The following is a 22,407-nucleotide window of genomic DNA, read 5'->3' as shown; positions in this document are numbered from 1 at the left end:
CTCAGTCGCCGCGGCGGGTGTGGCCGAGCCCGTGCAGGAACCGCGGGCCGGTCCGGGCCAGCTCGCGCTCGTACTCGTCGGCCCAGGCGCCGTACGGCACGCGGGCCAGCCCGTCGTTCGCGAACCGCCGGTCGTCGGTCACCTCAGTGACGCAGAAGGACGGCACGACGAGGTCCGTCACCGGACCGCCGCGCTCGACCTCGGCCACGACGAGCGGCGCGTTGGCACCCGCGAACACGTCAACCACCCAGCCGTCGTCGCCCAGCCACACCGAGTGCCGCGTCTTGGCGATCCGCTCGCCGCCCCGCCGCACCAGCTGCAGACCGACGGCGACGTCGAGCTCGCGCTCCGCCTCGTACCGCGTCCCGCTGTTCATCGGGCCCTTGACCGTCACGGCGCAGAAGTCGAACCGGTCCTCGTAGGCGTCCAGCACCTGCACCGGCGTCAGCGCCGGGTCCAGCGCCGGTGCGCCGCCCGACGTCTGCACGCGCACGCGCAGCGCGTACCCCTCGTCGGCCAGGTAGTACGACTGCACGATGACCGTCGGCGACTCGTCGAGCAGGTCGAGGGGCAGGTCACGCACCCAGAACCGCCGCTCGAACTCGAAGTCCCCGTACCCGGTGTCGCTCACGCCCCCACGCTACGACCGCACCTGCCCCGTCCCGTCGTGCCACGCGGGCCATGCAGGGCCGGACCCGGCTGCGGACCGGAGCAGGCGTGGGACCGGAGCGGCCGCGGTCCGGGAGCAAAATGGTGAGCAACGACGCTGGTCACTCACACTTTGGCCGAAACTGAGAGTAAGCTCGCCTACATGCTCACAGTTCCGGCCCTCAGCTATGAGGAGCACGAGTGGCTCGCAGAGACGGACGGTATGACGTCCCGCGCGCGGCTCTCTACCGCGTCCGGGCCGTACCGGTCGAGCGTGCCCCCTGTCATCGCCGGCTACGTCCCGTCGATCCCGGCCGACCTCGCGGCGGATGTCGAGGAGGCGACGGCTGCGCTGACCCAGCTCGACGTCTACGCGTACGCGAAGCTCGGCGCCGACAGCCCGACGCTCGGCCCGATGTCGTCGATCCTCCTGCGCACCGAGTCGGCCTCCTCGTCGCAGATCGAGAACCTGACCGTCGGCGCACGTCAGCTCGCGCTGGCTGAGATCGGGCAGTCGACGAGCGACAGCGCCCGCACCGTCATCGCGAACGTGCGGACGATGGAGGCTGCGCTTGCGCTTGCCGAGCGCCTCGACGAGGACGCGATCCTCGCCATGCACCGCGAGCTGCTCTCCGGCCAGCGGGGCTGGGAGAAGCACGCGGGCCGCTACCGGGACTCGCTCGTGTGGGTCGGCACGAGCACCATCACTCCACGCGGCGCGTCCCACGTCGCCCCGCAACCCGGGCAGGTCCCCGCCGCGATGGACGACCTCGTCCGGTTCATGGCTCGCGACGACGTACCGGTCCTGGTCCAGGCGGCCGTCGCCCATGCCCAGTTCGAGACCATCCACCCCTTCACCGACGGCAACGGGCGCACCGGCCGGGCGATGGTCCACGCGATCCTGCGCGGCAAGGGGACGATGACGCGGACCACCGCGCCGGTCTCCGCAGGGCTGCTCACCGACACCGCGGCCTACTTCGGCGCACTCGACACGTACCGCAAGGGTGACGCCCGGCCGATCGTCGAGCAGTTCGCACGCGCGAGCCGCTACGCGGCGTCGACGGGCGTCCGCCTCGTCGACGATCTGAGCGCCCAGGTCGACGACGCGCGCACGCGACTCGCGGCAATCCGCCTCCGCCCGCAGGCCGCAGGATGGATAGTGGTGCCACTGCTGGTCTCGAACCCGGTCGTCAACTCCCGGCTCCTGGCCCGGCGCTTGGGCATGCGAGACATGACGGCCCAGCGCGCGCTCGCTCAGCTCACCGAAGCGGGGGTGCTCACGGAGAAGACCGGCATGCAGCGCAACAGGGTCTGGCAGCACTCCGGGATCCTCGGCGTTCTCGACCAGTACGCACAGCACGTTCGCCGCCGCTGACTGATTCGCCTGTCGGTCTCGTGTCGGCTGGCCCGGCCATGACACCCCGAGAGGTCAAGGGTCTGCTTCACGCTCACCGTCCGCTCGTGCGGTAGCCGGTCGGATCGACCGGTCGATCATGGCCGGCAGGGTCGCGGCTGCGCGCTACGGTCGTGGCCGACGCTGGCCGCACCGGGCGCGCCGACCTGACCGGAGGAACCCATGGCCGAGACCGGCCACCGCTCGATTGGTATCCGCGTCCTCGGGGCGTTCCGGCGTTGGCCCGGGAGGTTGTCCGGGCCCGGGCTCGCGGGTGCGCTCGTGCTCGCCGCGGTGTCGCTCGGTCCCGCGCTCACCCCGCGGCCGGCGCTGTACCAGGGCCTCGTCGCCGGGATCTGCGCGGCGATCGGCTACGGGCTCGGGGTCCTGCTGGCCTGGCTGCTGCGCACAGTCGGGGTGCCGTGGTCCCGTGCGCGCAGCCGGTGGTTCCGGCGGTGCCTGCTGGTCGCCACCGTGCTCGTCGTGCCGCTGGCGCTGTGGTGGAACGCGACCTGGCAGGACGACCTGCTCGCGCTGTTCGGCGAGCCGCCGGCCGAGTCGTCGCACCCGTTCGTCGTGCTGGTGCTCGCGCTCGTCGTGGCGGTCCTGCTGCTGCAGGTGGGGCGGGGGCTGCGGCAGGTCGCGCGCTGGGTCGCCCGGTTGCTCGGCAAGGCGGTCGGCCGGTGGGTCCCGGTGCCGCTCGCGCGGCTCGTGGCCGTCGCGCTCGTCGCGTGGCTCGCGCTCGTCGTGCTGGACGGGACGCTGGTGCGGGGCGGGCTCGCCGCGCTCAACGACGTCTACGCGCAGGTCGACGACGGGACCGCCGACGGCGTCACGCAGCCCAGCGACCCGCTGCGCAGCGGGTCGCCCGGGTCGATGGCGGCGTGGGACGAGCTGGGCCTGCAGGGGCGGTCGTTCGTCGCGGGCGGTCGGCCGCTCGAGCAGCGGCAGCAGGTGGCGGACCTGACGGACCGCGAGCTGGTCGACCCCATCCGCGTCTACGCGGGCCTGCGGGCCGGCGACAGCCTCGACGAGGTCGCGCAGGTCGTGGTCGCCGAGCTCGACCGGACGCACGCGTGGGACCGCTCCGTGCTCGCCGTGGTGACCGCGACCGGCACCGGCTGGATCGACCCGTCGATGTCCGACTCGCTCGAGCTGCTGTGGGGCGGCGACACCGCGATCGCATCCATGCAGTACTCCTACCTGCCGTCGTGGGTGAGCTTCGTCGGCGACCGGTCGACGCCGCCGGCCGCAGGCAAGGCGCTCTTCGAGGCGGTCTACGCGCGCTGGTCCCAGCTGCCGGCGGACGACCGCCCGCTGCTGTACGTCGCGGGCATCTCGCTGGGCTCCTACGGCAGCCAGGGCGCGTTCTCGTCGGTCCAGGACGTCACGGCGCGCACCGACGGCGCGCTGTGGCTCGGCACGCCCGGGTTCACCGACCTGTGGGGCCAGCTCACCGAGGGCCGCGACGCGGGCTCGCGCGAGGTCAGCCCGGTCGTCGACGGCGGGACGACCGTGCGGTTCGCCAACCGTCCGGCCGACGGCACGCCAGGCGACCGCGGTCTGTGGGAGCTCGGGACGAACTGGGACCGCCCGCGGATCGTCTACGAGCAGCACGCGTCCGACGGCGTCGTCTGGTGGTCGCCGCACCTCATCCTCAACGAGCCCGACCGCCTGACCGAGCCGCGCGGCTCGGACGTCCTGCCCAGCACGCGCTGGGTCCCTCTCGTGACGTTCTGGCAGACGACGATCGACCTGTTCGTCGCAGGCACCGCGCCCGCCGGCCACGGCCACAACTACCACCTGGAGTACGCCGACGGCTGGGCCGCCGTCGCACCGCCCGACGGCTGGACGCAGGAGGACACCGCGACGCTGCGCGAGGTGGTCGGGCTCGTCGCCTCCGAGGCCTGACCGCGGTCCCGCGAGGCGCGCCCACCTGAGTCGGGTCGAGCGCCCGGCACGCACCCAGGGGCTCATTGGTCGGCACACGTCCGACGCGCTGCGCAGGTCCCGGGCGTTGTCAGAGGTGCTCTTGAGACAACGGTGTAGATCGGGTGCGCGCGTCGTGTGGTGGCGCGCGTCGGTGTGGGTAGAGGTTCGAGGTCTTCCGATGATGGGAGTCCTCACGCCGCCCATCGGGAAGAAGCGGTCTCGTGTCGTGCCTGTTCGATCGTCTCCCACTCGGCGCGCCCGGCGCAGCGCTTCTTGACCTGGCGAACCAGGGCTCGGGTGGTGGCCTGGAACTCGGGGTCGAGGTAGCCCCCGCGGCGGTCCGCGATCCCGCGTGCGGACAGGTGCTTGCGGCGACATGATCACCACACCACAACTGTCCGGGACACCGGGCCAGGCTCCCCCTCGCTTATCCACGCGCGGCCATTGCTCGTGCCCATGCGCGAATTTGCTCGTTCGGCTTGCCCTGCGGAGCACTACATGTAATGCACGCAGTCCCGCATCGTGAGATGATCTCGCGCGCCGGAGACAATATCCGGTGAGACTCGACCGCCCTCCGGCGGAGATCCGGGTGGACTATTGGACTGCATTAACCTTGAACGCAGCGACTCTGCCACGGCGCGCTTTGTCCCGGCCGCCATCATTACCATCGTCGATCTTCTTGATTCTAGTGCGTCGTCCACACCCACAGGGTCCTGGAGAACTCCCAGCCACGACCTCGCTCAGCCATGCTTCGCCCGCAGGCGTAGGAGGCGTTCACTTCCTGACCAATGAATTCTGCGATCTCGCAGGGGCATCGGTACTCTTCGCGGTCGGACGGGAGCGCCCAGTGTCTGGGTTCGAAGAAATAGAGGGACGGCGGCTCGTCGTCATTCGCCCAGGACAGACGCTCGGGAGGCGAAGTATTCAGCTCGTGACTGAGCCCAAGCGGAATCGCAAGTTGGATAAGGCCAGTCCCGCTTCCCAGTCCGAGACTTGCCTCGGTCGCGCGGAGCAGTTCTGCTATGGCGACGGCACTGTCGACTGCGGCCGGAGGTCGCAGGTCTTCGAGATGGATCGCCGCGAAGCCGTAGGCGTTGGAAAGCGCCCCCTGCTGCAGGGCCACCAACTGGAGGCGACGGGATTCGTCAGCCACGGGGAACCACCTAACCGTTTCCTTCAAGCACGACAACGCGGGTAAACGTACGCACCGTCGCCGCGACAACCCGACGCGTCCGCACCCACGCAAGCACAACAGCCCCCTGCAACGAAGAACACCCCGGCCAACCGACCGCGATGCTGGGAGCGTCCTGGAAAGCCCCTGAAGAAGGAAGCCCCCAGCACACGATCACCCGTACGGCCTAGCGAGCGGCCGACCGAGCCGACGACGGCGGCTTGGTCCACCAGTCGGGACCGGGGTGCCGATGCCCGGGCGGTGCGCGCTACGGTCGGCCACGACACAGCCCCCGGGGAGCGCACGAGCGCTGAGAGTGCAGGCCGGACACCCGTCCCACCTGCAGACCCGTGGAACCTGACCTGGTTTGCACCAGCGTAGGGAGCAGGGCGTACGTCGTCGGCGGTCGCCGGCGCGGTCACGTCCGCCGGGCTCGTGGGCGCCCGCGCGCCCCGGGGACGGTGGGCGGGCGGCGTCGTCGGGTGCCGGGGCCGTGGGCTGCCCGGGGGTCCGGCATGACGAAGGAGCCCGCATGACCCCCGACAGCGTCCTCAGCCCCGAGCGACCCGCCCACACACCCACACCCGCCGACCTGGGCGTCGGCGCGCGGTTCTCGATGCACCCGCACCGGGAAGACTTCGTCGCCGTGCTCACCGACGTGCTCGGCCGGACCCCGCGCACCGGCGTCGAGGTGGTGACCGACGACGTGTCGACGTTCGTGCGGGGCACCGAGGCCGACGTGCTGACGTACCTGCACGCCGCCCTGGTCGCCGCCGCCGGGACGGGCGGGCACGTCGTCGCACACGTGCAGCTCTCCCGCGGCTGCCCGGGCGAGGTCGACTGCGCGCTGCCCGACGACGCGCTGCTCACGCGCGTCACGCCGCCCGTGCTGGCACCCAGCGGCGTGCGCGCCGCGGCGCACTGGGCGCTGTACCCGCTCGACGACGGCGGGCCGGGCCGCACCGGGGACCACATGGCCGCCATCACGGCCGCGATCGACGGGGCGCGCGAGCGGGTCGCCGTCTCGTCGGAGCACTTCGTCACGCGGCTCGACGGCGACCTCACCGACGTCCTGACCACCGTGGCCGCCGGCTGGCTCGGTGCGGCGGCGTCGGTGCGGCACGTCGTCACGCACGCGACGGTCGTCGTGGGCTCGCCGTCCTGGGCGGCCACGGGCTCGTCGGCCGCCCCGGCGACGACGAGCGAGGTGGCCCGGTGAGCGCGCGCCGCGGCCTCACGCTGGCCGACCTGGTGCTGCTGGCGGTCCTCGCGGTGGTGTTCGGGTTCCTGTACTGGGCGCTCGTGCAGGCGTGGGGCGCGCTGCAGCTCGCGATGGGGCCGTTCGGCGACCTGGCGCAGCACGTGCTCGCGGGCGGCTGGATGATCGCGGCGCCGCTCGCGACGTACATCGTGCGCAAGCCGTTCGTCGGGATCGTGGTGGAGATCGTCGCCGCGTTCGTCGAGGTCGCGTTCCTGGCCTCGCCGGTCGGGCCGATGCTGCTGCTCGTCGGGTTCGTGCAGGGCGCCGGCGCGGAGCTGCCGTTCGCGCTGACGCGCTACCGCCGGTACGGCTGGGGCGTGTTCGTCGCGTCCGGCGTGAGCGCGGGACTCGCTTCGGTCGCGCTCGGGGCGGTCCGGTTCGGCTGGCTCCAGCAGGACTGGTTCGCCTGGCGCCTGGGGCTCACCGTCGTCTCGAGCGTGCTGCTCTGCGGGCTGCTGGCGCGCGTCCTGGGCGACGCGCTCGCGCGCACCGGCGTGCTCGACAACACGGCGCTCGGGCGTGCTCGTCGGGTGGGGGCCGCGGCGGCCGAGCGGCCGCACGACGAGGTCCCGGTCGCGTGACCACCGCCCTTCACGAGACCGCGGTTCTCGAGACGTCCGGGCTGACCGTGGCCTACCCGGGGCACCGGGCGGTGCTCCGGGACGTCGACCTCGAGGTGGCGCCCGGCGAGCGCGTCCTGCTGCTCGGCCCCTCGGGCTCGGGCAAGAGCACGCTGCTGCGCGTCCTCGCGGGCGTCGTGCCGCAGCTCGTCGACGCCGACGTCGCCGGTCGCGTGCTGGTCGGCGGTCGGGACACCACGGCGACGTCCCCGGCCGACCTCGCGCGGGACGTCGGCACGCTGGGGCAGGACCCGGCGGACCAGCTGTGCCTGCCGACGGTCGCCGACGAGGTCGCGTTCCCGCTCGAGAACCGCGCGTGGCCGGTCGCGGCGATCGACGCCGCCGTCGACCGGGCGCTCGCGCGCGTCGGTGCCGCGCACCTGCGGCACCGGCGCACCGCGGACCTGTCGGGCGGCGAGGGCCAGCGGGTCGCGCTCGCCGCGACCCTCGTCGCCGACCCGCGGCTGCTCCTGCTCGACGAGCCGACGGCACTGCTCGACCCCGCCGCCGCCCGTGCCGTCGGCCGGCTCCTGCACGTCGACGGCGCGGCACAGGTCCTGGTCGAGCACCGGCTCGACGAGGTCGTCGACCTCCCGCCCCGCACGCTCGTGCTGGGCGCGGACGGCAGGCTCGTCGTCGACGGTCCCACCCGCGAGGTGCTGCACGACGAGGCCGCCCACCTGGCCACGCTCGGGGTCCGACTGCCCGGCGCGTCGCTCGAACCGCCGCCGGCGCGCGCGGTGCCGGCCGGGGCGCCCGCGCTCTCGGCGCGCGGGCTGGCGGTCCGTCGCGGCGGTCGCGAGGTGTTGCGCGGCGTCGACCTCGACGTGCGGCCGGGGCGCGTCACCGCGGTCGTCGGGCTCAACGGCTCGGGCAAGAGCACGCTGCTGCTGGCGCTCGCCGGTCTGCTGCCGCACGCCGGCACCGTGACCGGAGGTTCCGTCGGGGTCGTGTTCCAGCGCCCCGAGCAGCAGTTCCTCACGCGACGGGTGCACGACGAGGTCGCGTGGGGACCCCGGCGCGCTGGCCGGCGCGCGGGTCGCAGGGGCGTGCGGAGACCAGGCCCGGGCCGACGAGGCGCGGGCGGAGCGGGCGCCGGCGTGCGCGACCCCGATGCCGTCGCCGCGGACGCCCTGGCCGCGGTGCACCTCGCGCACCTCGCCGACCGGGACCCGTTCCGCCTCTCGGGCGGGCAGCAGCGCCGGCTGTCGGTCGCCGCGGCGGCGGTCTGCGGGCACGACGTGCTGCTCGCGGACGAGCCCACGTTCGGGCAGGACGCCCGGACGGGAGGAGCGACCGCGGCGCTGCTGCGCTCGCTCGCCGACGAGGGGCGCGGGCTCGTCGTCGTGACGCATGACCTCGCGCTCGTCGCCGCGGTCGCGGACGAGGTCGTCGTCCTGCGGGACGGCCGCGTCCTCGCGCACGCCCCGACGCACGCGCTGCTGGGCCCGGACGCCGACCCGCGCGTGATGGTGGCCGCAGGACTGGTCGAGGGGACCCGGCTGCGCGCGGCCGGTCACCGGGTCCCCGCATGAGCGGCGCGCCGCGGTTCGGCCGCGCGCTGGAGCACGACTCGGTGCTGCACCGGCGCAACCCGACGGTCAAGCTCGTCGTCCTGCTCGTCGTCTCGACCGTGCTGCTGGTGCCGGTCGACGTCGCGACGCCGCTGCTGGTCGGGCTGCTGCTGGTGCCCGCGGGAGCGGCGGCCGGTCGCCTGCCGGTCCGCACCCTCACCCGGGCCGCGCTGGCGTTCGCGCCGTTCGCGCTCTCGATCCTGGCGGTCAACGCCGTGACCCGCGACGGCCCGGTCGTGGCCCGGGTCGCGGGGATGGAGGTGACCGGCACGGGGCTGACCGTGGGAACGTCGCTCGCGCTGCGCACGCTCGTCGTCGGCCTGCTCGCGTTCGTGCTGACCGCGACCACCGACGGACCACGGCTCATGACGAGCCTGCACCAGCACGCCCGCCTGCCCGCGCACGTGACCTACGCCGTCCTGGCCGGGTACCGCGTGCTGGAGGGCCTGCCGGAGGCGTGGACGACGATCCGGCGCGCCCAGGCCGTGCGCGACCCCGGCCGCCGTCGGGGCGCACCGCTCCCCCGCGACCCCGCGTCCCTCGCGCGGGCCGCGTTCGCTCTGCTCGTCGGCGCGCTCCGGCAGGGCGAGCGGCTGGCGACGAGCCTGCAGCTGCGGGGGCTCGGCTCGGGGCCGCGGACCGTCCACCGGCCGGTGCCGCTGGGGCCCGCCGACGCGGTCCTCGCCGCGTCGGCCCTCGGGACGTGCGCCCTGGTCGTGCTCGTGACCTGGCGGCTCGGGTGGCTGCTCACGTGGGGCACACTCGCGGGGTGACCGAGAGCTACCGACCCGACGACCACCTGGGGCACCGCTCGCTGCTGGTGGCGGCCGCGTACGTGGTGCTGCGCCGCGACGACGAGGTGCTGCTGCAGCTGCGGCAGAACACCGGCTACCGCGACGGCTGGTGGGCGTCGCTCGCGGGCCACGTCGACCCCGGCGAGTCCGTCCACGAGGCGGCGGTGCGCGAGGCCCGTGAGGAGGGCGGCGTCGAGGTCCGGGTCGAGGACCTCGAGCCCGTCACCGCCCTGCACCGGTTCGAGCGCGGCGGGCCGCAGGTCGAGCAGCGGGTCGACGTGTTCTTCCAGGTCCGCACGTGGCGGGGCGAGCCGACGCTGATGGAGCCGGACAAGAGCGCCGAGATGCGCTGGTGCGCGCTCGACGACCTGCCGCGCGTGGTCCCGCACGAGCGCCTGGTGCTCGACCTGCTGCGGGCCGGCGGCCCGGTCCCCGCGATCATCTCGGTGCCCACCGACTGACGTCCCCCACGCACGACGAGGCCCGGCCGCCCCCCGAGGGCGACCGGGCCTCGTCGGGACCGATCAGCCCGTGTTCTGGACGCCCGCGGCCACGCCGTTGACGGTGAGCAGCAGCAGCCGGCGCAGGTCGTCCGCCTGCTCGACCGCGTCGCCCGTGCGCAGGCCGCGCAGCGCGCGCAGCTGGAGCAGGGAGAGGGCGTCGACGTACGGGCTGCGCAGCTGCACCGCACGGCCGAGGATGCGCCGGCGGGACAGGATCGCGTCCGACTCGGTGATCGCCAGCACCCAGCGGCGCGTCCGCGCCATCTCGTCGAGCACCAGCTGCGCCAGGTCGTCCCGGTCGCCGAGCGCCAGGTAGCGCGCCGCGATCCGCTCGTCCGTCTTGGCCAGCGACATCTCGACGTTGTCGATCATCGTCGCGAACAGCGGCCAGCTGGCGTACGCGGCCCGCAGCTCGTCGAGGTCGTCGACCGCCTCCAGCGCCGTGCCCAGGCCGTACCAGCCGGCCAGGTTGATGCGCGCCTGCGACCAGGAGAAGACCCACGGGATCGCCCGCAGGTCGTCGAGGCTCGAGACCGACAGGCCGCGGCGCGCGGGACGCGAGCCGATCGGCAGCAGCCCGACCTCCTCGAGCGGCGTGACCTCGGAAAACCACTGCGGGAAGCCCTCGGCGCGGACCAGGCCGTGGAAGTGCGTACGCGACGCCTCGTCCAGCCGGGAGGCCAGACCGGCGAAGCGCTCCGCGGCGTCCGCGTTGCGGCGCTCCACGCTCGGCGCGCCCGCGAGCAGCGTCGCCGCGACGACCTGCTCGATGTGCCGGGCGGCGATGTGCGGGTCGCCGTACCGCGCGAAGATGACCTCGCCCTGCTCGGTCAGCTTGAACCGGCCGTCCACCGAGCCCGGCGGCTGCGCGAGCACGGCGCGGTTGGCCGGACCGCCGCCGCGGCCGAGGGCGCCGCCGCGGCCGTGGAACAGCGTGAGCACGAGGTCGTTGTCCTGCGCCCACTGCGTGATCCGGCGCTGCGCGTCGTCCAGCGCGAGCGTCGCGGCCACGGGACCCACGTCCTTCGACGAGTCCGAGTAGCCGAGCATGATCTCGACGCGCCGGCCGTTGGCCGCGAGCCGCTCCTGCACCTGCGGCAGCTGGAGCGCGCCCTGCATGATGTCGACGCTCGCCTCGAGGTCCGCGAAGGTCTCGAACAGCGGGATCGCGTCGATGACCGGCACGTTCTCCGCGCCGCCGTACGCGAGCTCGGCGAGCCGGTACACGGCCGCCAGGTGCTCGGCGGACTGCGTGAAGGACACGATGTAGCGGCGCGCGGCGTCCGGCCCGAACCGCTTCTGGATGGTGCCGATCGTGCGGAACGTGTCCAGCACCTCGACCGTGCGCGGCTCGAGGTCGCCGTCCAGGCCCTTGGCCTCGATGTCCGCGAGCGCGCCCTCGTGCACCTGCGAGTGCTGGCGCAGCTCGAGCTCAGCGAGGTGGAACCCGAAGGTCTGCACCTGCCACAGCAGGCGCTGCAGGTCGCCGTACGCCTGCCGGGTCGCGCCCGCGTCCGCGAGCGAGCGCTGCACGACGAGCAGGTCCGACTCGAGCTCGGCCGACGTGCCGTACGCCAGGTCGGCGTTGCGGCTGCGGGTCGCGGCGAGCCGCTCGACGACGAACAGCAGCTCGCGCCGGTGCGGCTCGTTCGGCGAGTCCGCCGAGACGCGCGCGGCGATGTGCTCGGAGAGCGACCGCTGGCGCTGCCACAGGGCGTTGAGGTCCGACGAGGGCGGCGTGCCGACCGCGTCGAGCGTCAGACCCGCGGCGGTGCGCCGGGCGGACTGCTCGAGGGCGACAAGCGCCTGCTCGGACGCCAGCTGCGCGGCGGCCCGGGTCACCTCGGCGGTCACGTTGGGGTTGCCGTCCCGGTCCCCGCCGATCCAGGTGCCGAGCCGCGCGAACGGGCGTACGACGGGCGGCGTGGTGCCGGCCTCGCCGTCGAGGAGCCAGTCGTCGAGGCGCCGGTACACCGCGGGCAGGACGTCCGCGAGCGTGGACTCGAAGACGGCGAGCACGGTGCGCACCTCGTCGAGCACGGTCGGCTTGGCCTGGCGCAGCGGCGCGGTCCGCCACAGCGTGTCGATCTCCGCGAGCAGACGGCGGTCGTTCTCCGCGAGCGACATCCCGCCGGTCGACCGCTCGTCGCGCTCGGCGACGAGCTCGGCGATGCGGCGGATCGAGCGGGACACCGCACGGCGGCGCGCCTCGGTGGGGTGCGCGGTCAGCACGGGCCGGAACTCGACCTCGCGGAGCCGGGCGCGCGTCTCGTCGTGCCCGATCTCCCCCGCGAGCTGCACGACGGCGGCCGGGAGCGAGTCGTCGGGCGTCAGGGCGTTGGGGTCGACGTGCGCCTCGCGCTCGCGCAGCACGCGGACGCGGTGGTACTCCTCCGCCGTGTTGGCAAGGTGGAAGTAGCACGTGAACGCGCGCGCGACCTGCTCCGCCCGGTCGAGCGTGAAGCTCTCGACCAGGGCCTCGGCCTGGGCGAGCGCGTCGCTCTCCGGCTCGTCGTGCGCCTGGATCGAGAGCTCGCGCAGGCGCTCGACGTCGGCCAGCAGGTCCTCGCCGCCCGCCTCGCGCAGGACGCGGCCGAGGAACTCGCCGAGCACGCGCACGTCGTTGCGCAGCGGCTCGGGAACCTCGTGGCTCGCCAGACCGCGGGGGACGTCACGGGGAGGGAGAGGTGGGGTCACGGGGGTCAACATAAGCCACCTGTGTTTCGTCGGGGGTTCGTCGTCCAGCGCATGAACGGCTGGACGCGCGTGGGCGGGTGCGGCCGCTCGGCCGCACCCGCCCACCTGGCGGTCAGGCGATCGGTCAGCCGATCGTCTGCACGCTCCCCAGCGACGAGGAGCTGCTCTTCACGACGAGCTCGAGCGGCTTGGTCTTCGTGGCCAGCACGAAGCCCTGCTGCTTCACCGACGCGTAGATGTAGCCCGCGTTGATCTTCGACGAGGTCAGCTTGAAGAAGCCGTTCTTGTCGAACGTCTTGGTGCCGAGGTACGAGTACGACGACGCGCCCTTCTTCTTGAAGAACAGGCTCACCGTCTTGCCCTTGACGTCGACCGCGGGCTGCGCGTAGCCCGTGATGTAGCCGTCGATGCCGGGACGGCCGCCGACGCCGGAGAACGCGACCTTCGGCTTGACGCGCAGGCCGAAGTTCACGGACTTCGCCTGCTTGACGACCGCGCCGTTCTTCTTGAGCGACGCGAGGGCCTTGTAGACGCCCGCCGGGTCGGTCGAGGAGCAGATGTAGCCGCGGACGCGGTTCGCGCCGTTCTTCAGCGAGTCGTACCCGTCGACGAGCGAGCCGGAGACCGGGTCCTCGCCGTTCTTGACGATCTTGGTCGAGATCGAGAAGTTGTCCGGGTCCTGCATCCCGGAGACGTTCAGCGTCCACACGATGTACTGGCAGCCCGAGGCCGGCTTGGTCTTGCCGCTCACCGTGATCGAGATGGTGGCGGCGGCGACCTCCGCGTCGCTCGCCGACGCCGGCGCGGCGACGGCGACCGAGCCCAGCATCGCGGCCCCCGCCAGCACTGCCACCAGCCGCTTGCGTCCCAGCTTGCCCGCCACTGCAGTCGTCACACCCATGCGTCCCACTCCCGTGTTCGTCGGTCTCCGGCACCCCCTGTTGCCGGGGGCGACCGGGCGAGACTAACCGAACGATCCGGACGGATCGCTCCGAGGTCCGCGGATCACCCGATCGACGCACAGGCGCTCGTCGCGCCCCGCGGGCGTCGTCCCGGGCCGCGGCGCCCCGGCCGCGTATCCTCGTCGGGACCAGCCGCAGACGGCATCCGTGCAGGCCCGGACGCCGGGGAGGACCCTCCGCCGTGACCGACGACCCGCCGGACCGGCAGTTCGAGCGCCTGTTCCGGGACCTGGTCCCGCAGGTCCGCGGGTTCGTCCGCCGCAACGTCCCCCCGGCCGCGGTCGACGACGTGGTGAGCGAGGTCTTCCTCGTCGTGTGGCGCCGGTGGGACGCGCTCCCCGGGCCCCACGACGAGCGCCGGGCGTGGGTGTTCACGGTCGCGCGCTTCACCATCGCCCGGGAGCACGACCGGGCCCGGGCCGAGCAGGAGCGCAACCGCCGGTGGTCGCTGCGCGCCGCCACCGAGCCCGTCGAGGACGCGGGCGCGCTCGTCGACGGGCGGGACGCGGTGGCGCAGGTCCTGCGCACGCTGCCCGCCGCCGAGCGCGAGGCGCTGGCCTGCGTGGCGGTGGACGGGCTCTCGATGGCCCAGACCGCGGAGCGGCTCGGCTGCTCCGTCAGCGCGGTGACCAGCCGGCTCGCCCGTGCCCGGCGCCGGCTGGAGTCGGCGCTGGCCCCGGACGGCTCGCTGCGCCCGGACGACGCCGCGACGTCCACCGACCCCCCGCCTGAGCCGTAGAGCCGGCGCCCGCGCCGCGCCCGGCCGTCAGCGGGCGCGTACCCACCACCGCTGGTCGGCCAGCAGCCAGGAGCCCGCGCCCAGGCCGGTGAGCACACCGAGCGAGATCGCGACCATCGTGGTGCCGGCGGTGACCACGGCGGAGATGCCACGGTCGGTGGACACGCCGATCACGGACGTGACGCCGACCAGGCCCAGCGCCCCGGGGACCAGCAGCCAGAACGCCGGTAGGAAGCTGACCATCGCGGGCGGTCCGTCCGGGTGCCGTGCCGCGACGAGAGCGAGCGGCGTCATGGCGAGCGCCCCGACGAACGCCGAGACCGTGGAGCCCAGCAGCACGCCCCCGAGCAGCTGTCCGGCGTAGGCGACGACGAGCACGAGCAGGACCCAGGGCACGGCGCGTCGGTGCGCGCAGTGCCGCACGGTGACGCCCAGGCCGTAGGCGACGACGCCGACCCACGGCCCGGCCCACCCGAGCGCCTGGTCACCTCCCGCGGTCAGGTCGGAGGCGGGGATGCCGACCAGGTTGGCGGCGCCGACGATGCCCAGCGCGAGCAGCACGAGCGTCATCGCGCCCGCCGCGAGCCGTGCCGCGCCGGCGATCATCTGCCGGGTCGCGAGGTCGATCACCGACGTCGTGAGCAGAGCGCCGGGCAGGAAGGTGACCAGCGGGCCGACGAGCGCCGGGAGCAGGGTCACCTGCATCCCGGTGCGGGCCAGCGCGAAGACGACGACCGCGACGGCGAAGGCCGAGAGCAGCACCACCACGCCCTGGTAGAAGGCGGCCCACCGGGACGTGAGCCGCTCGAACCCGGCGACCGCGGTGCCCAGGAGCGCCGCGAGCACGACGTCGAGGAACGAGCCGCCGAGCACGAGCGCGAGGCCGGCCGCGAGCAGCGCGTAGCCCCCGACGAGCTGCCACGGCGTGTACGGCGCGGGAGACGCCAGCGCCCGCCGGACCCGCTCCAGGCCGACCGCGGGCAGCAGCCGGCCCGCCCGGGCCTCGTCGGCGACCTCGAGGACGTCCTGGACCTGGTCCAGGCGCAGCGTCCGGTACCCGGTGGTCACCGCGACGGTGCCGGCCCGCGGGTCGTCGGGCGTCGACAGCAGGAGCGCGGTCGGCAGCGCGACGACCTCGACGCGGGGCAGGCCGTTGACACGGGCCACCTCCTCGACCGCGTCCTGCACCTGGGCCACGGGTGAGGTCGCGTCGATCATCGCCTCCCCCAGCTCCAGGCAGAACCGCACGGTGAGTCCCGGCTCGTCGTCCGTCTCCTCGTCGGGCTCGTCGTCCCGGCCGCTGCCGGCCGCACCGTCGGCACCTGCGGCACCGTCGGCACCTGCGGCACCTGCGGCACCTGCGGCACCGTCGGCCCGGTCCGTGCCGCGGGCGACCGTCGCCGCAGCGGGACCCGCGCCGCCGGCCGCAGCCACCGCCGCGGCGCCGACGCTGCTCGCGGTGCGGTCGGCGTCGTCTCGCGGGGCCGACGCCGGCCCGGACGCACCGGCTTCCCCGATCTCCTCCGTCTCCGCCGTCTCCCGGGCCCCGCCGCCTCCCGCGGCCTCCTCGGCTGTCCCGGCTCCCCCGGCGGCGACCTCCGGCTCGCCCGCGGCCCCGGCGGCGGAGCGGCGCCCGCGGTACCTCCGGTCCAGCAGCACGACGGCGGCCGCCGCGGCCAGGACGACGAGCAGGGCGACGACGAGCATCCCGACGGGCACGTCCGACGTCGTCACGTTCGGGGGCGTGGTCCAGGCGGGCGTGGTGGACGGGCTCGGGACGGGTGACGACGTCGGGCTCGGCGCGGACGTGGGCGCGGTCGACGGCGTCGTCGTCGGCGCGACGGTCGGTCCGGAGGTCGGGGTGGCGGTCGCCGACGGCGTCGCGGACGCGGTCGGGGTCGCCGCCGTCGGCGCGTCCGTGGGCGGCACGGAGGGGGACGCGACGGCGGTCGGCGTCGGCGACGCGGTGGCGGGACCGCCCGTGGGCGAGACGCTCGGCGACGCGTCGGCCGCGTCGGTGGGGTCCGGCGTCGCCCCGGCCGCGGCCGACCGTTGCGCATCCTGCGCGCCGGGAGACCCCACCGCCGAGGGCGCGGCGACCCAGCCCGTCCGCGTCGAGCTCAGCACCTCCCGCGCCACCTCCCTGGTCCGCCTGCGACGAGACCCGCGGCAGAGGGTCCGTGGCCAGGGAACCGCCGCGCCGACGCCGGCGCAACCCCGGTCGGCCGGTGCGGTTGAGGTCGCACTCCCGCCGGCGCGCGCCTAGCGTCGAGGCGGGGACGTGACGTCGCCGTCCCGCACAGCACCGGTGCAACAACCCGCCGGCGCCACACCGCTCACCGAGATGGCCCTCGCGCGCCGTCGGCGGGAGACGGACCGGCACCACCCGTGCGTACCGACGCCCGCGCCGAGCGGGCACGGAGGTTTGCGATGTTCTTCCACCGTCAGGAGCTGCAGCACAAGGCCAAGCCCGACCACCCCGACGCGGTGTACGCCCGCAAGCTCCAGGAGGTGCTGGGCGGGCAGTACGGCGAGATCACCGTCGCCATGCAGTACGGGTTCCAGTCCTGGAACGCGCACCTGCCCGGCAAGTACCGCGACCTGCTCTACGGGATCGGTGCCGAGGAGTTCGGTCACGTCGAGATGCTGGCGACGATGATCGCCCAGCTGCTCGAGAAGGCCCCGATCGGGGCCACCGAGGACGCGATCCAGGCCGACCCCACCGTCGCGGCGGTGATCGGCGGCACCGACCTGCAGCACGCGATCGTCGCGGGCGCCGGCGCCCGCCCGGTCGACTCGATGGGGAACTCCTGGAGCGCGGGCTACATCACGGCGAGCGGCAACCTGCTCGCGGACTTCACCGCCAACGCCAACGCCGAGATGCAGGGACGGGTCCAGGTGGCGCGGCTGTACCACATGACCGACGACGCGGGGGTCCGCGACCTGCTCTCGTTCCTGCTCGCGCGGGACACGATGCACCAGAACCAGTGGATCGCCGCCGCGCGCGAGCTCCAGGAGGAAGGTCTGGAGTCGCTGCCCGTGCCCAGCAGCTTCCCGCTGGAGGAGGAGGCGCGCGAGTCGTCGTACCAGTACATCAACTTCTCCGACGGCGCGGACGCGGACCAGGGCACGTGGGCGTCCGGGCCCACCCCGGACGGGAAGGGCGAGTTCTCCTACCTGGCCGAGCCGCCGGCGGGGGTCCCCATGCCGCGCCCACCCAGCCGGACCCCCGGCTGTACGGGACGACGCCGACCCCGAACCTGGTCGAGAAGGCAGCGGGCAAGGTCAAGGACGCGCTCTCGACCGAGTAGGGGGCGCCGTCCGGCGGGCCGGGCTCCCGAGTGGCGGGGGCCCGGTCCCGCGCATAGCGTCCAAGAAGCCGGTCCAGAGCAGGGCCGAGCCCCCCTTCGCCGTCGAGGGCAAGAAGCGTCGCTCGACGTCACCCCGCGGACCGCAACCGCGCCGCACACCTCCCACACCCACCCCGCCACGGGGTCGGTCGTGCTGCGCCCACGGGGCGCAGCACCGGCGGGAAGCCCGATCGAGACGAGGCACACCATGACAGACGACTTCAGCCGTCCGGCTACCCCGCTGGACGACCCGCTCGACCCGACCGTCGCACGCGAGCCGACCGCACCGCCGCACGACACCCCGGTCGCCCAGGGCGGCGAGGGCGGGGTCGCCGACCGCGCGAAGAGTGCCGCAGGGACCGCGGGCGAGGCCGGCGGCACCCTCCTCGAGCACGCCAAGGAGGGGGCGTCCGACGTCACCGGCGAGGCCCGCCGCCAGGTGGGCGACCTGTGGAGCCAGGCTCGCGGGGAGGTGTCCGACCAGGTGGGCACGCAGCAGCAGCGCCTCGCGGGCGGGCTGCAGACGTTCGGTGGCGACCTCCACCGGATGGCGGGCGCGTCCGACGAGCAGGGCGTCGCCGCCGACCTCGCGCGGCAGCTCGGTGGACGGGCCGACGACCTCGGTCGCTGGCTCGAGGAGCACGGTCCCGACGACGTGCTCGACGAGGTCCGGTCCTTCGCGCGTCGACGCCCGGGCACGTTCCTGCTCGTCGCCGCCGGCGCCGGGCTCCTGGTCGGCCGGCTGGCGCGCGCGCTGAAGGACGCGTCGGGCGACGACGCACCCACGTCGACGACCGGCGGGTCGACAACCGGCTCCTCGAGCGCCGGCGTGCGGACGACGACCTCGTCCCCCGTCCGCTCGTCCACCGCGGGAGCCACGGTCCCCAGGACGTCCGCCTTCCCCAGCACGCCGACCTCCTCCGGCACGTCGACCCCCAGCTCGCCCGTCGGCTCCCCCGGACCGACGACCGGCAGCACGGGCGGCTTCACCGACGTCCCGGGCTACCCGGACGACCCGACGTCGAGCACGCCGGGATCGGTGCCCCCGAGCCCCGGACCACGGCCCGGGTACGACGCCGGAGGGCGACCGTGACCGAGCCGACGCCGAGCAGCGCCTCCGTGGGCGAGCTGCTCGGCGAGGTGACCCGCGACCTGTCCACGCTGCTGCGGCAGGAGGTCGAGCTCGCGAAGGCGGAGGTGCGCCAGTCGGCCCAGCAGGCGACGAAGGGCGCCTCGATGTTCGCCGGCGCCGGCGTGGCGGGGCACATGGTCTTGCTGTTCCTCTCGGTGGCGCTGTGGTGGGGGCTCGGCAACGCCATCGGCTGGGCGTGGTCCGCCCTGGTCGTCGCCGTCGTCTGGCTCGTCGTCGCCGCCGTCCTGTTCCTGCGCGGCCGGGCGGAGTCGCGCCGCGTGCGCGGCCTGCCCCGGACCGCCGAGTCCGTCAAGAAGATCCCGAACGCGCTGCAAGGCCACGAGGAGAAGAACTCATGAGCACCGACCCGGACGACATCCGCGCCGACATCGAGCGCACCCGAGGCGAGCTCAGCTCCGACGTCGACGCCCTGACCGACAAGGTCAGCCCGAGCCAGGTCGTGCACCGGCAGGCGGACAAGGTCCGCTCCGCCGCAGGCGACGTCCGTGACCGCGTGATGGGTGCGGTCTCGGGCACGGCGGAGGCGGCCGGCTCGGCCGCCTCGTCGCTCGGCGACACGGCGGCCTCCGTCGGGGACAAGGCCACGGACCTGCCCGGCCGGGCCCGCGAGCGCACCGAGGGCAGCCCGCTCGCCGCGGGCCTCGTCGCCTTCGGCGTCGGCCTGCTGGTCTCCTCCCTCCTCCCGTCGAGCCGGCGCGAGCGCGACCTCGCCCAGCAGGCGAAGGACCAGGCGGCACCGCTCGTCGACGAGGTGAAGACGGCCGCGCAGGACGTCGCCGAGCACCTGAAGGAGCCGGCCAAGGACGCGGCGACGGCGGTCAAGGACAGCGCCGTCGGCACGGCCACGGACCTGCGGGACGAGGGCCGCGCCGCGGCGCAGGACGTCAAGGACGAGGCCGTCGGCTCGTCGGGCGACGACGAGAGCACGCACGGGGCGCACGCCGCGGGCGGCGGACCGGGGACGCCGGGCCTCTAGCGCCGGACGGGGCTCCGACGAGCACCCACCGAGCACCCGACGAGCACCCGACGAGCACCGACCGGCCGGGGCGCCGTGCAGCACGCACGGCGCCCCGTGCCGCCCGAGCCGAGGAGGACGTCATGAGCGAGGACCAGACCAGCACGCAGAAGGCCGCAGCGCCTGATCCCGACGACCCGCGCAAGCCCGACTCCCCCGCGGACATCACGCGCCCGTCCTGGCTCTACGTCCTGCGCAAGACGGCCCGCGAGTTCAACCACGACCAGTGCACCGACCTGGCGGCGGCGCTGACGTACTACGCCGTGCTCGCGATCGCGCCCGCGGCGCTGGCCGTGGTGTCGCTGTTCGGGCTCGTCTCCGACCCGGAGACGATGGTGAAGAACGTGATGCAGGTGGTCGGTGACGTCGCCCCGCAGTCGGCGGTCGACAGCATTGAGCCGGTGCTGGACCGGCTGACGCAGGCGCCGTCGGCCGGCCTCGCCCTCGTCGTCGGTCTCGTCCTGGCGCTCTGGTCGGCGTCCGGGTACGTCGCGGCGTTCGGTCGCGGCATGAACCGGGTCTACGAGGTCGACGAGGGCCGGCCGGTCTGGAAGCTGCGTCCCGCGCTGCTGCTCGTGACGCTCGTCCTCGTCGTGATCGCCGTGGTGATCGCCGCGGCCCTGGTGCTGTCCGGCGACGTCGCGCGCTCGGTGGGCGAGGTCATCGGGGCCAGCGACGTCGTCGTGACGGTCTGGGACATCGCCAAGTGGCCGCTGATCCTGCTGCTCGTCGTGGTGGCGGTGGCGCTCCTGTACTACGCGACGCCCAACGTCCAGCAGCCGCGCTTCCGGTGGCTGAGCCTGGGCGCGGTCGTCGCGATCGTCGTGTGGCTGGTAGCGTCCGTCGCGTTCGGCTTCTACGTCGCGAACTTCTCGAGCTACGACCGGACGTACGGGTCGCTCGCCGGCGTCATCGTGTTCCTGCTCTGGCTCTGGATCACCAACCTCGCGCTGCTGTTCGGGGCCGAGCTCGACGCCGAGCTCGAGCGCGGCCGCCAGCTCCAGGGCGGCATCCCGGCCGAGGAGACCGTCCAGCTGCCCCCGCGGGACACCCGCGCGAGCGACAAGCGGCAGGCGAAGCACGAGGAGGACGTCGAGCGCGGCCGGGCGCTGCGCGAGAGCCACGGAGCCGAGGCAGACCCCGACGGCGAGCCCCAGCAGCGCGGCTGACTCAGAGCGCGCCGAGCCACCCGCGGAGCAGCCCGTCCAGCGCGACGGGCTGCTCGTGCGGCAGCGCGTGCCCCGCGTCGTCGAGCACGGCGAGCGAGGCGCGCGGGTACACGCCGAGGAGGTCGGCCGCGGCCGCGTACCCCACGGTCGAGTCTCGGCGCCCCGCGACGACGAGGGTCGGGCCGGCGTACGGCGGGGCGTCGACCCGCGTGAGCTCCCAGTGCGCCCCGATCCGCTCCGCGGCGGCCAGGTCGGCGAGCGCCGCACCCGGCGCGGCGTACCGTGCGTACCGCTCGAGCATCGCCGGGGTCTGCACGACGAAGTAGCCGCGGAACTCGTCGTCGCCCAGCTCGTCGTCCCGGACGACGGGGCGGTGCGGCGGGACGTCGCGCACGCCCGCGAGCAGCGGGCAGACGAGCGCGAGCCCGGCGACCTGCGCGGGCCGTCGGGCCGCGAGGCCCTGGGCGTAGTACGCGCCCGCCGAGTGCCCGAGCAGGAGCACGGGGTCCGGTCCGGCGAGCTCGTCGACGAGCGCGAGCAGCACCGCCAGCACGTCGTCGGCGCTGCGGACGTGCGCGGGTGCCGGGGTCCGTCCCGCCCCGGGCAGGTCGGGGTAGATCCGCCGCAGGCCGCCGTGCCGGCCCAGGGCGGGCTCGAAGCACGCCTCGGCCTCGCGGTGGTCCACGCCTGCGCCGTGCAGCACGAGCGCGGGCCGGCCCGCACCGTGCGCGACGTAGTGGACGGCGACGCCCTCGACCCGGCACTCCACTTTCCGACCGTAGCCGTGCCGCGATCGCCGTGCGCGAACAACGGTTGGCACTCGGCGCCGCCGAGTGCTAGATCAGGTGGTGTAGCCGCCCCGGCGGACCAGGTCCGTCGGCAGCGCCCGAGCCCGGACGGTCCGGGCTCGCCACGAAGGAGGTGAGGGTCCGTGGCTACGCGATTCGACCCGTTCCAGGAGCTCGACCGACTGTTCGCCCAGGTGGTGGGCGCGGACCGCGCGTCCGCGTCGATGCCGATGGACCTCTACCGGTCCGGTGACCACTACGTCCTGCACGTCGACCTCCCGGGCGCCGACCCCGGCTCGATCGACGTGGCGGTCGAGGACCGCACGCTCACCGTCCGCGCGCAGCGGACCGGCCACGCCGAGCAGGACGTGCAGTGGCTCGCGAAGGAGCGCCCGTCCGGCACGTACGCGCGCCAGCTCGCCGTCGGGTCGGGGCTGGCGCTCGACCGCATCGAGGCCACCTACACCGACGGCGTCCTCACGCTGACGATCCCGGTCGCCGACGAGGCCAAGCCCCGCAAGATCGAGGTGCAGCACGGGGCCCGCGGCTCGATCGAGGCCGGTCGGACGTCCTGACCGACCCACCTGACCGACCCACCTGACCGACCCGCCTGACCGACCCGCCTGAACGACCCGCCG

At 74.4% G+C, this 22,407-nt stretch carries 20 protein-coding genes, 1 pseudogene and 1 riboswitch; of the genes and pseudogenes, 15 read left to right on the top strand and 6 right to left on the bottom strand.

The features are described from left to right. Window position 1 precedes the first annotated feature (1 nt). Window positions 2-631, bottom strand: coding sequence for a CYTH domain-containing protein (locus KIN34_RS10525; protein WP_214350124.1), 630 nt, complete (start codon window positions 629-631; stop codon window positions 2-4). A 150-nt stretch (window positions 632-781) separates the two neighbouring features. Between KIN34_RS10525 and KIN34_RS10520 the strand changes: the two genes are divergently transcribed. Together KIN34_RS10520 and KIN34_RS10515 are read left to right on the top strand one after the other, a co-directional pair. Beyond that, window positions 782-2,023, top strand: coding sequence for a Fic family protein (locus KIN34_RS10520; protein ID WP_237689087.1), 1,242 nt, complete (start codon window positions 782-784; stop codon window positions 2,021-2,023). A gap of 201 nt (window positions 2,024-2,224) precedes the next feature. Next, the gene (locus KIN34_RS10515) at window positions 2,225-3,952 is read left to right on the top strand and encodes an alpha/beta hydrolase (protein ID WP_214350122.1); all 1,728 of its coding nucleotides are present in this window, start codon (window positions 2,225-2,227) and stop codon (window positions 3,950-3,952) included. Window positions 3,953-4,658: 706 nt separating this feature from the next. Here KIN34_RS10515 and KIN34_RS10510 read toward each other — a convergent pair. Beyond that, on the bottom strand, window positions 4,659-5,126 hold the full coding sequence (locus KIN34_RS10510) for a hypothetical protein (protein ID WP_214350120.1): 468 nt from the start codon (window positions 5,124-5,126) through the stop codon (window positions 4,659-4,661). Window positions 5,127-5,427: 301 nt separating this feature from the next. Beyond that, window positions 5,428-5,547, top strand: a riboswitch (TPP riboswitch). Window positions 5,548-5,676: 129 nt separating this feature from the next. Here KIN34_RS10510 and KIN34_RS10505 point away from each other — a divergent pair. From KIN34_RS10505 to KIN34_RS10485, 5 genes are read left to right on the top strand one after another with little or no spacing between them, the layout of a single operon-like run. After that, entirely contained in the window at window positions 5,677-6,363 is a 687-nt protein-coding gene (locus KIN34_RS10505; protein WP_214350118.1) for a YkoF family thiamine/hydroxymethylpyrimidine-binding protein, read from the top strand. Further along, a complete protein-coding gene (locus KIN34_RS10500) occupies window positions 6,360-6,986 on the top strand; it encodes an ECF transporter S component (RefSeq protein WP_214350115.1) in 627 nt (208 codons plus the stop codon). The genes KIN34_RS10505 and KIN34_RS10500 overlap by 4 nt, the downstream gene beginning before the upstream one ends. After that, entirely contained in the window at window positions 6,983-8,560 is a 1,578-nt protein-coding gene (locus KIN34_RS10495) for an ABC transporter ATP-binding protein (RefSeq protein ID WP_214350112.1), read from the top strand. Before KIN34_RS10500 ends, KIN34_RS10495 begins: the two co-directional genes overlap by 4 nt. Then, complete coding sequence (locus KIN34_RS10490; RefSeq protein ID WP_214350109.1) at window positions 8,557-9,372, top strand: energy-coupling factor transporter transmembrane component T family protein; 816 nt, start codon at window positions 8,557-8,559, stop codon at window positions 9,370-9,372. Before KIN34_RS10495 ends, KIN34_RS10490 begins: the two co-directional genes overlap by 4 nt. Next, the gene (locus KIN34_RS10485) at window positions 9,369-9,854 is read left to right on the top strand and encodes an NUDIX hydrolase (RefSeq protein WP_214350106.1); all 486 of its coding nucleotides are present in this window, start codon (window positions 9,369-9,371) and stop codon (window positions 9,852-9,854) included. The genes KIN34_RS10490 and KIN34_RS10485 overlap by 4 nt, the downstream gene beginning before the upstream one ends. A 63-nt stretch (window positions 9,855-9,917) precedes the next feature. On the opposite strand, the gene KIN34_RS10480 is transcribed toward KIN34_RS10485, so the two are convergent. Together KIN34_RS10480 and KIN34_RS10475 are read right to left on the bottom strand one after the other, a co-directional pair. Beyond that, window positions 9,918-12,605, bottom strand: a complete 2,688-nt coding sequence (locus KIN34_RS10480) for a phosphoenolpyruvate carboxylase (RefSeq protein ID WP_214350103.1) — start codon at window positions 12,603-12,605, stop codon at window positions 9,918-9,920. A gap of 112 nt (window positions 12,606-12,717) precedes the next feature. After that, window positions 12,718-13,488 carry a hypothetical protein gene (locus KIN34_RS10475; RefSeq protein ID WP_214350101.1) on the bottom strand — a complete coding sequence of 257 codons (771 nt, stop codon included), beginning with the start codon at window positions 13,486-13,488 and terminating at the stop codon, window positions 12,718-12,720. Between the two features lie 248 nt (window positions 13,489-13,736). On the opposite strand from KIN34_RS10475, the gene KIN34_RS10470 reads away from it, so the two are divergent. Next, window positions 13,737-14,294 (top strand): RNA polymerase sigma factor, encoded by a 558-nt coding sequence (locus KIN34_RS10470; protein ID WP_214350098.1) that lies wholly within the window; start codon window positions 13,737-13,739, stop codon window positions 14,292-14,294. A gap of 27 nt (window positions 14,295-14,321) precedes the next feature. Here KIN34_RS10470 and KIN34_RS10465 read toward each other — a convergent pair whose 3' ends face one another. Beyond that, entirely contained in the window at window positions 14,322-16,028 is a 1,707-nt protein-coding gene (locus KIN34_RS10465; protein WP_214350095.1) for a threonine/serine exporter family protein, read from the bottom strand. 10 nt (window positions 16,029-16,038) lie between these two features. On the opposite strand from KIN34_RS10465, the gene KIN34_RS10460 reads away from it, so the two are divergent. The 6 genes and pseudogenes from KIN34_RS10460 (at window position 16,039) to KIN34_RS10435 (ending at window position 20,981) form a co-directional block, all read left to right on the top strand. Beyond that, the gene (locus KIN34_RS10460) at window positions 16,039-16,560 is read left to right on the top strand and encodes a hypothetical protein (protein WP_214350092.1); all 522 of its coding nucleotides are present in this window, start codon (window positions 16,039-16,041) and stop codon (window positions 16,558-16,560) included. A gap of 164 nt (window positions 16,561-16,724) precedes the next feature. After that, window positions 16,725-17,605: pseudogene (locus KIN34_RS10455) on the top strand (manganese catalase). 247 nt (window positions 17,606-17,852) lie between these two features. Beyond that, a complete protein-coding gene (locus KIN34_RS10450) occupies window positions 17,853-18,737 on the top strand; it encodes a hypothetical protein (protein ID WP_214350089.1) in 885 nt (294 codons plus the stop codon). Further along, window positions 18,734-19,135, top strand: a complete 402-nt coding sequence (locus KIN34_RS10445) for a phage holin family protein (protein WP_214350086.1) — start codon at window positions 18,734-18,736, stop codon at window positions 19,133-19,135. Before KIN34_RS10450 ends, KIN34_RS10445 begins: the two co-directional genes overlap by 4 nt. Beyond that, entirely contained in the window at window positions 19,132-19,773 is a 642-nt protein-coding gene (locus tag KIN34_RS10440) for a DUF3618 domain-containing protein (RefSeq protein WP_214350083.1), read from the top strand. Before KIN34_RS10445 ends, KIN34_RS10440 begins: the two co-directional genes overlap by 4 nt. Window positions 19,774-19,895: 122 nt before the next feature. Then, window positions 19,896-20,981, top strand: a complete 1,086-nt coding sequence (locus KIN34_RS10435; RefSeq protein WP_214350080.1) for a YihY/virulence factor BrkB family protein — start codon at window positions 19,896-19,898, stop codon at window positions 20,979-20,981. A gap of 1 nt (window position 20,982) precedes the next feature. Here the strand turns inward: KIN34_RS10435 and KIN34_RS10430 are convergent, their stop codons facing one another. Beyond that, complete coding sequence (locus KIN34_RS10430) at window positions 20,983-21,750, bottom strand: alpha/beta fold hydrolase (RefSeq protein WP_214350077.1); 768 nt, start codon at window positions 21,748-21,750, stop codon at window positions 20,983-20,985. A 162-nt stretch (window positions 21,751-21,912) separates the two neighbouring features. On the opposite strand from KIN34_RS10430, the gene KIN34_RS10425 reads away from it, so the two are divergent. Continuing rightward, window positions 21,913-22,344 (top strand): Hsp20/alpha crystallin family protein, encoded by a 432-nt coding sequence (locus KIN34_RS10425; RefSeq protein ID WP_214350075.1) that lies wholly within the window; start codon window positions 21,913-21,915, stop codon window positions 22,342-22,344. Window positions 22,345-22,407 lie beyond the last annotated feature (63 nt).

This window comes from Cellulomonas fulva, from assembly GCF_018531375.1.
Lineage (GTDB): Bacteria > Actinomycetota > Actinomycetes > Actinomycetales > Cellulomonadaceae > Cellulomonas > Cellulomonas fulva.
The sequence above is the reverse complement of the archived record's forward strand: the minus strand, read 5'-3'. Positions and strand labels throughout refer to the sequence as shown.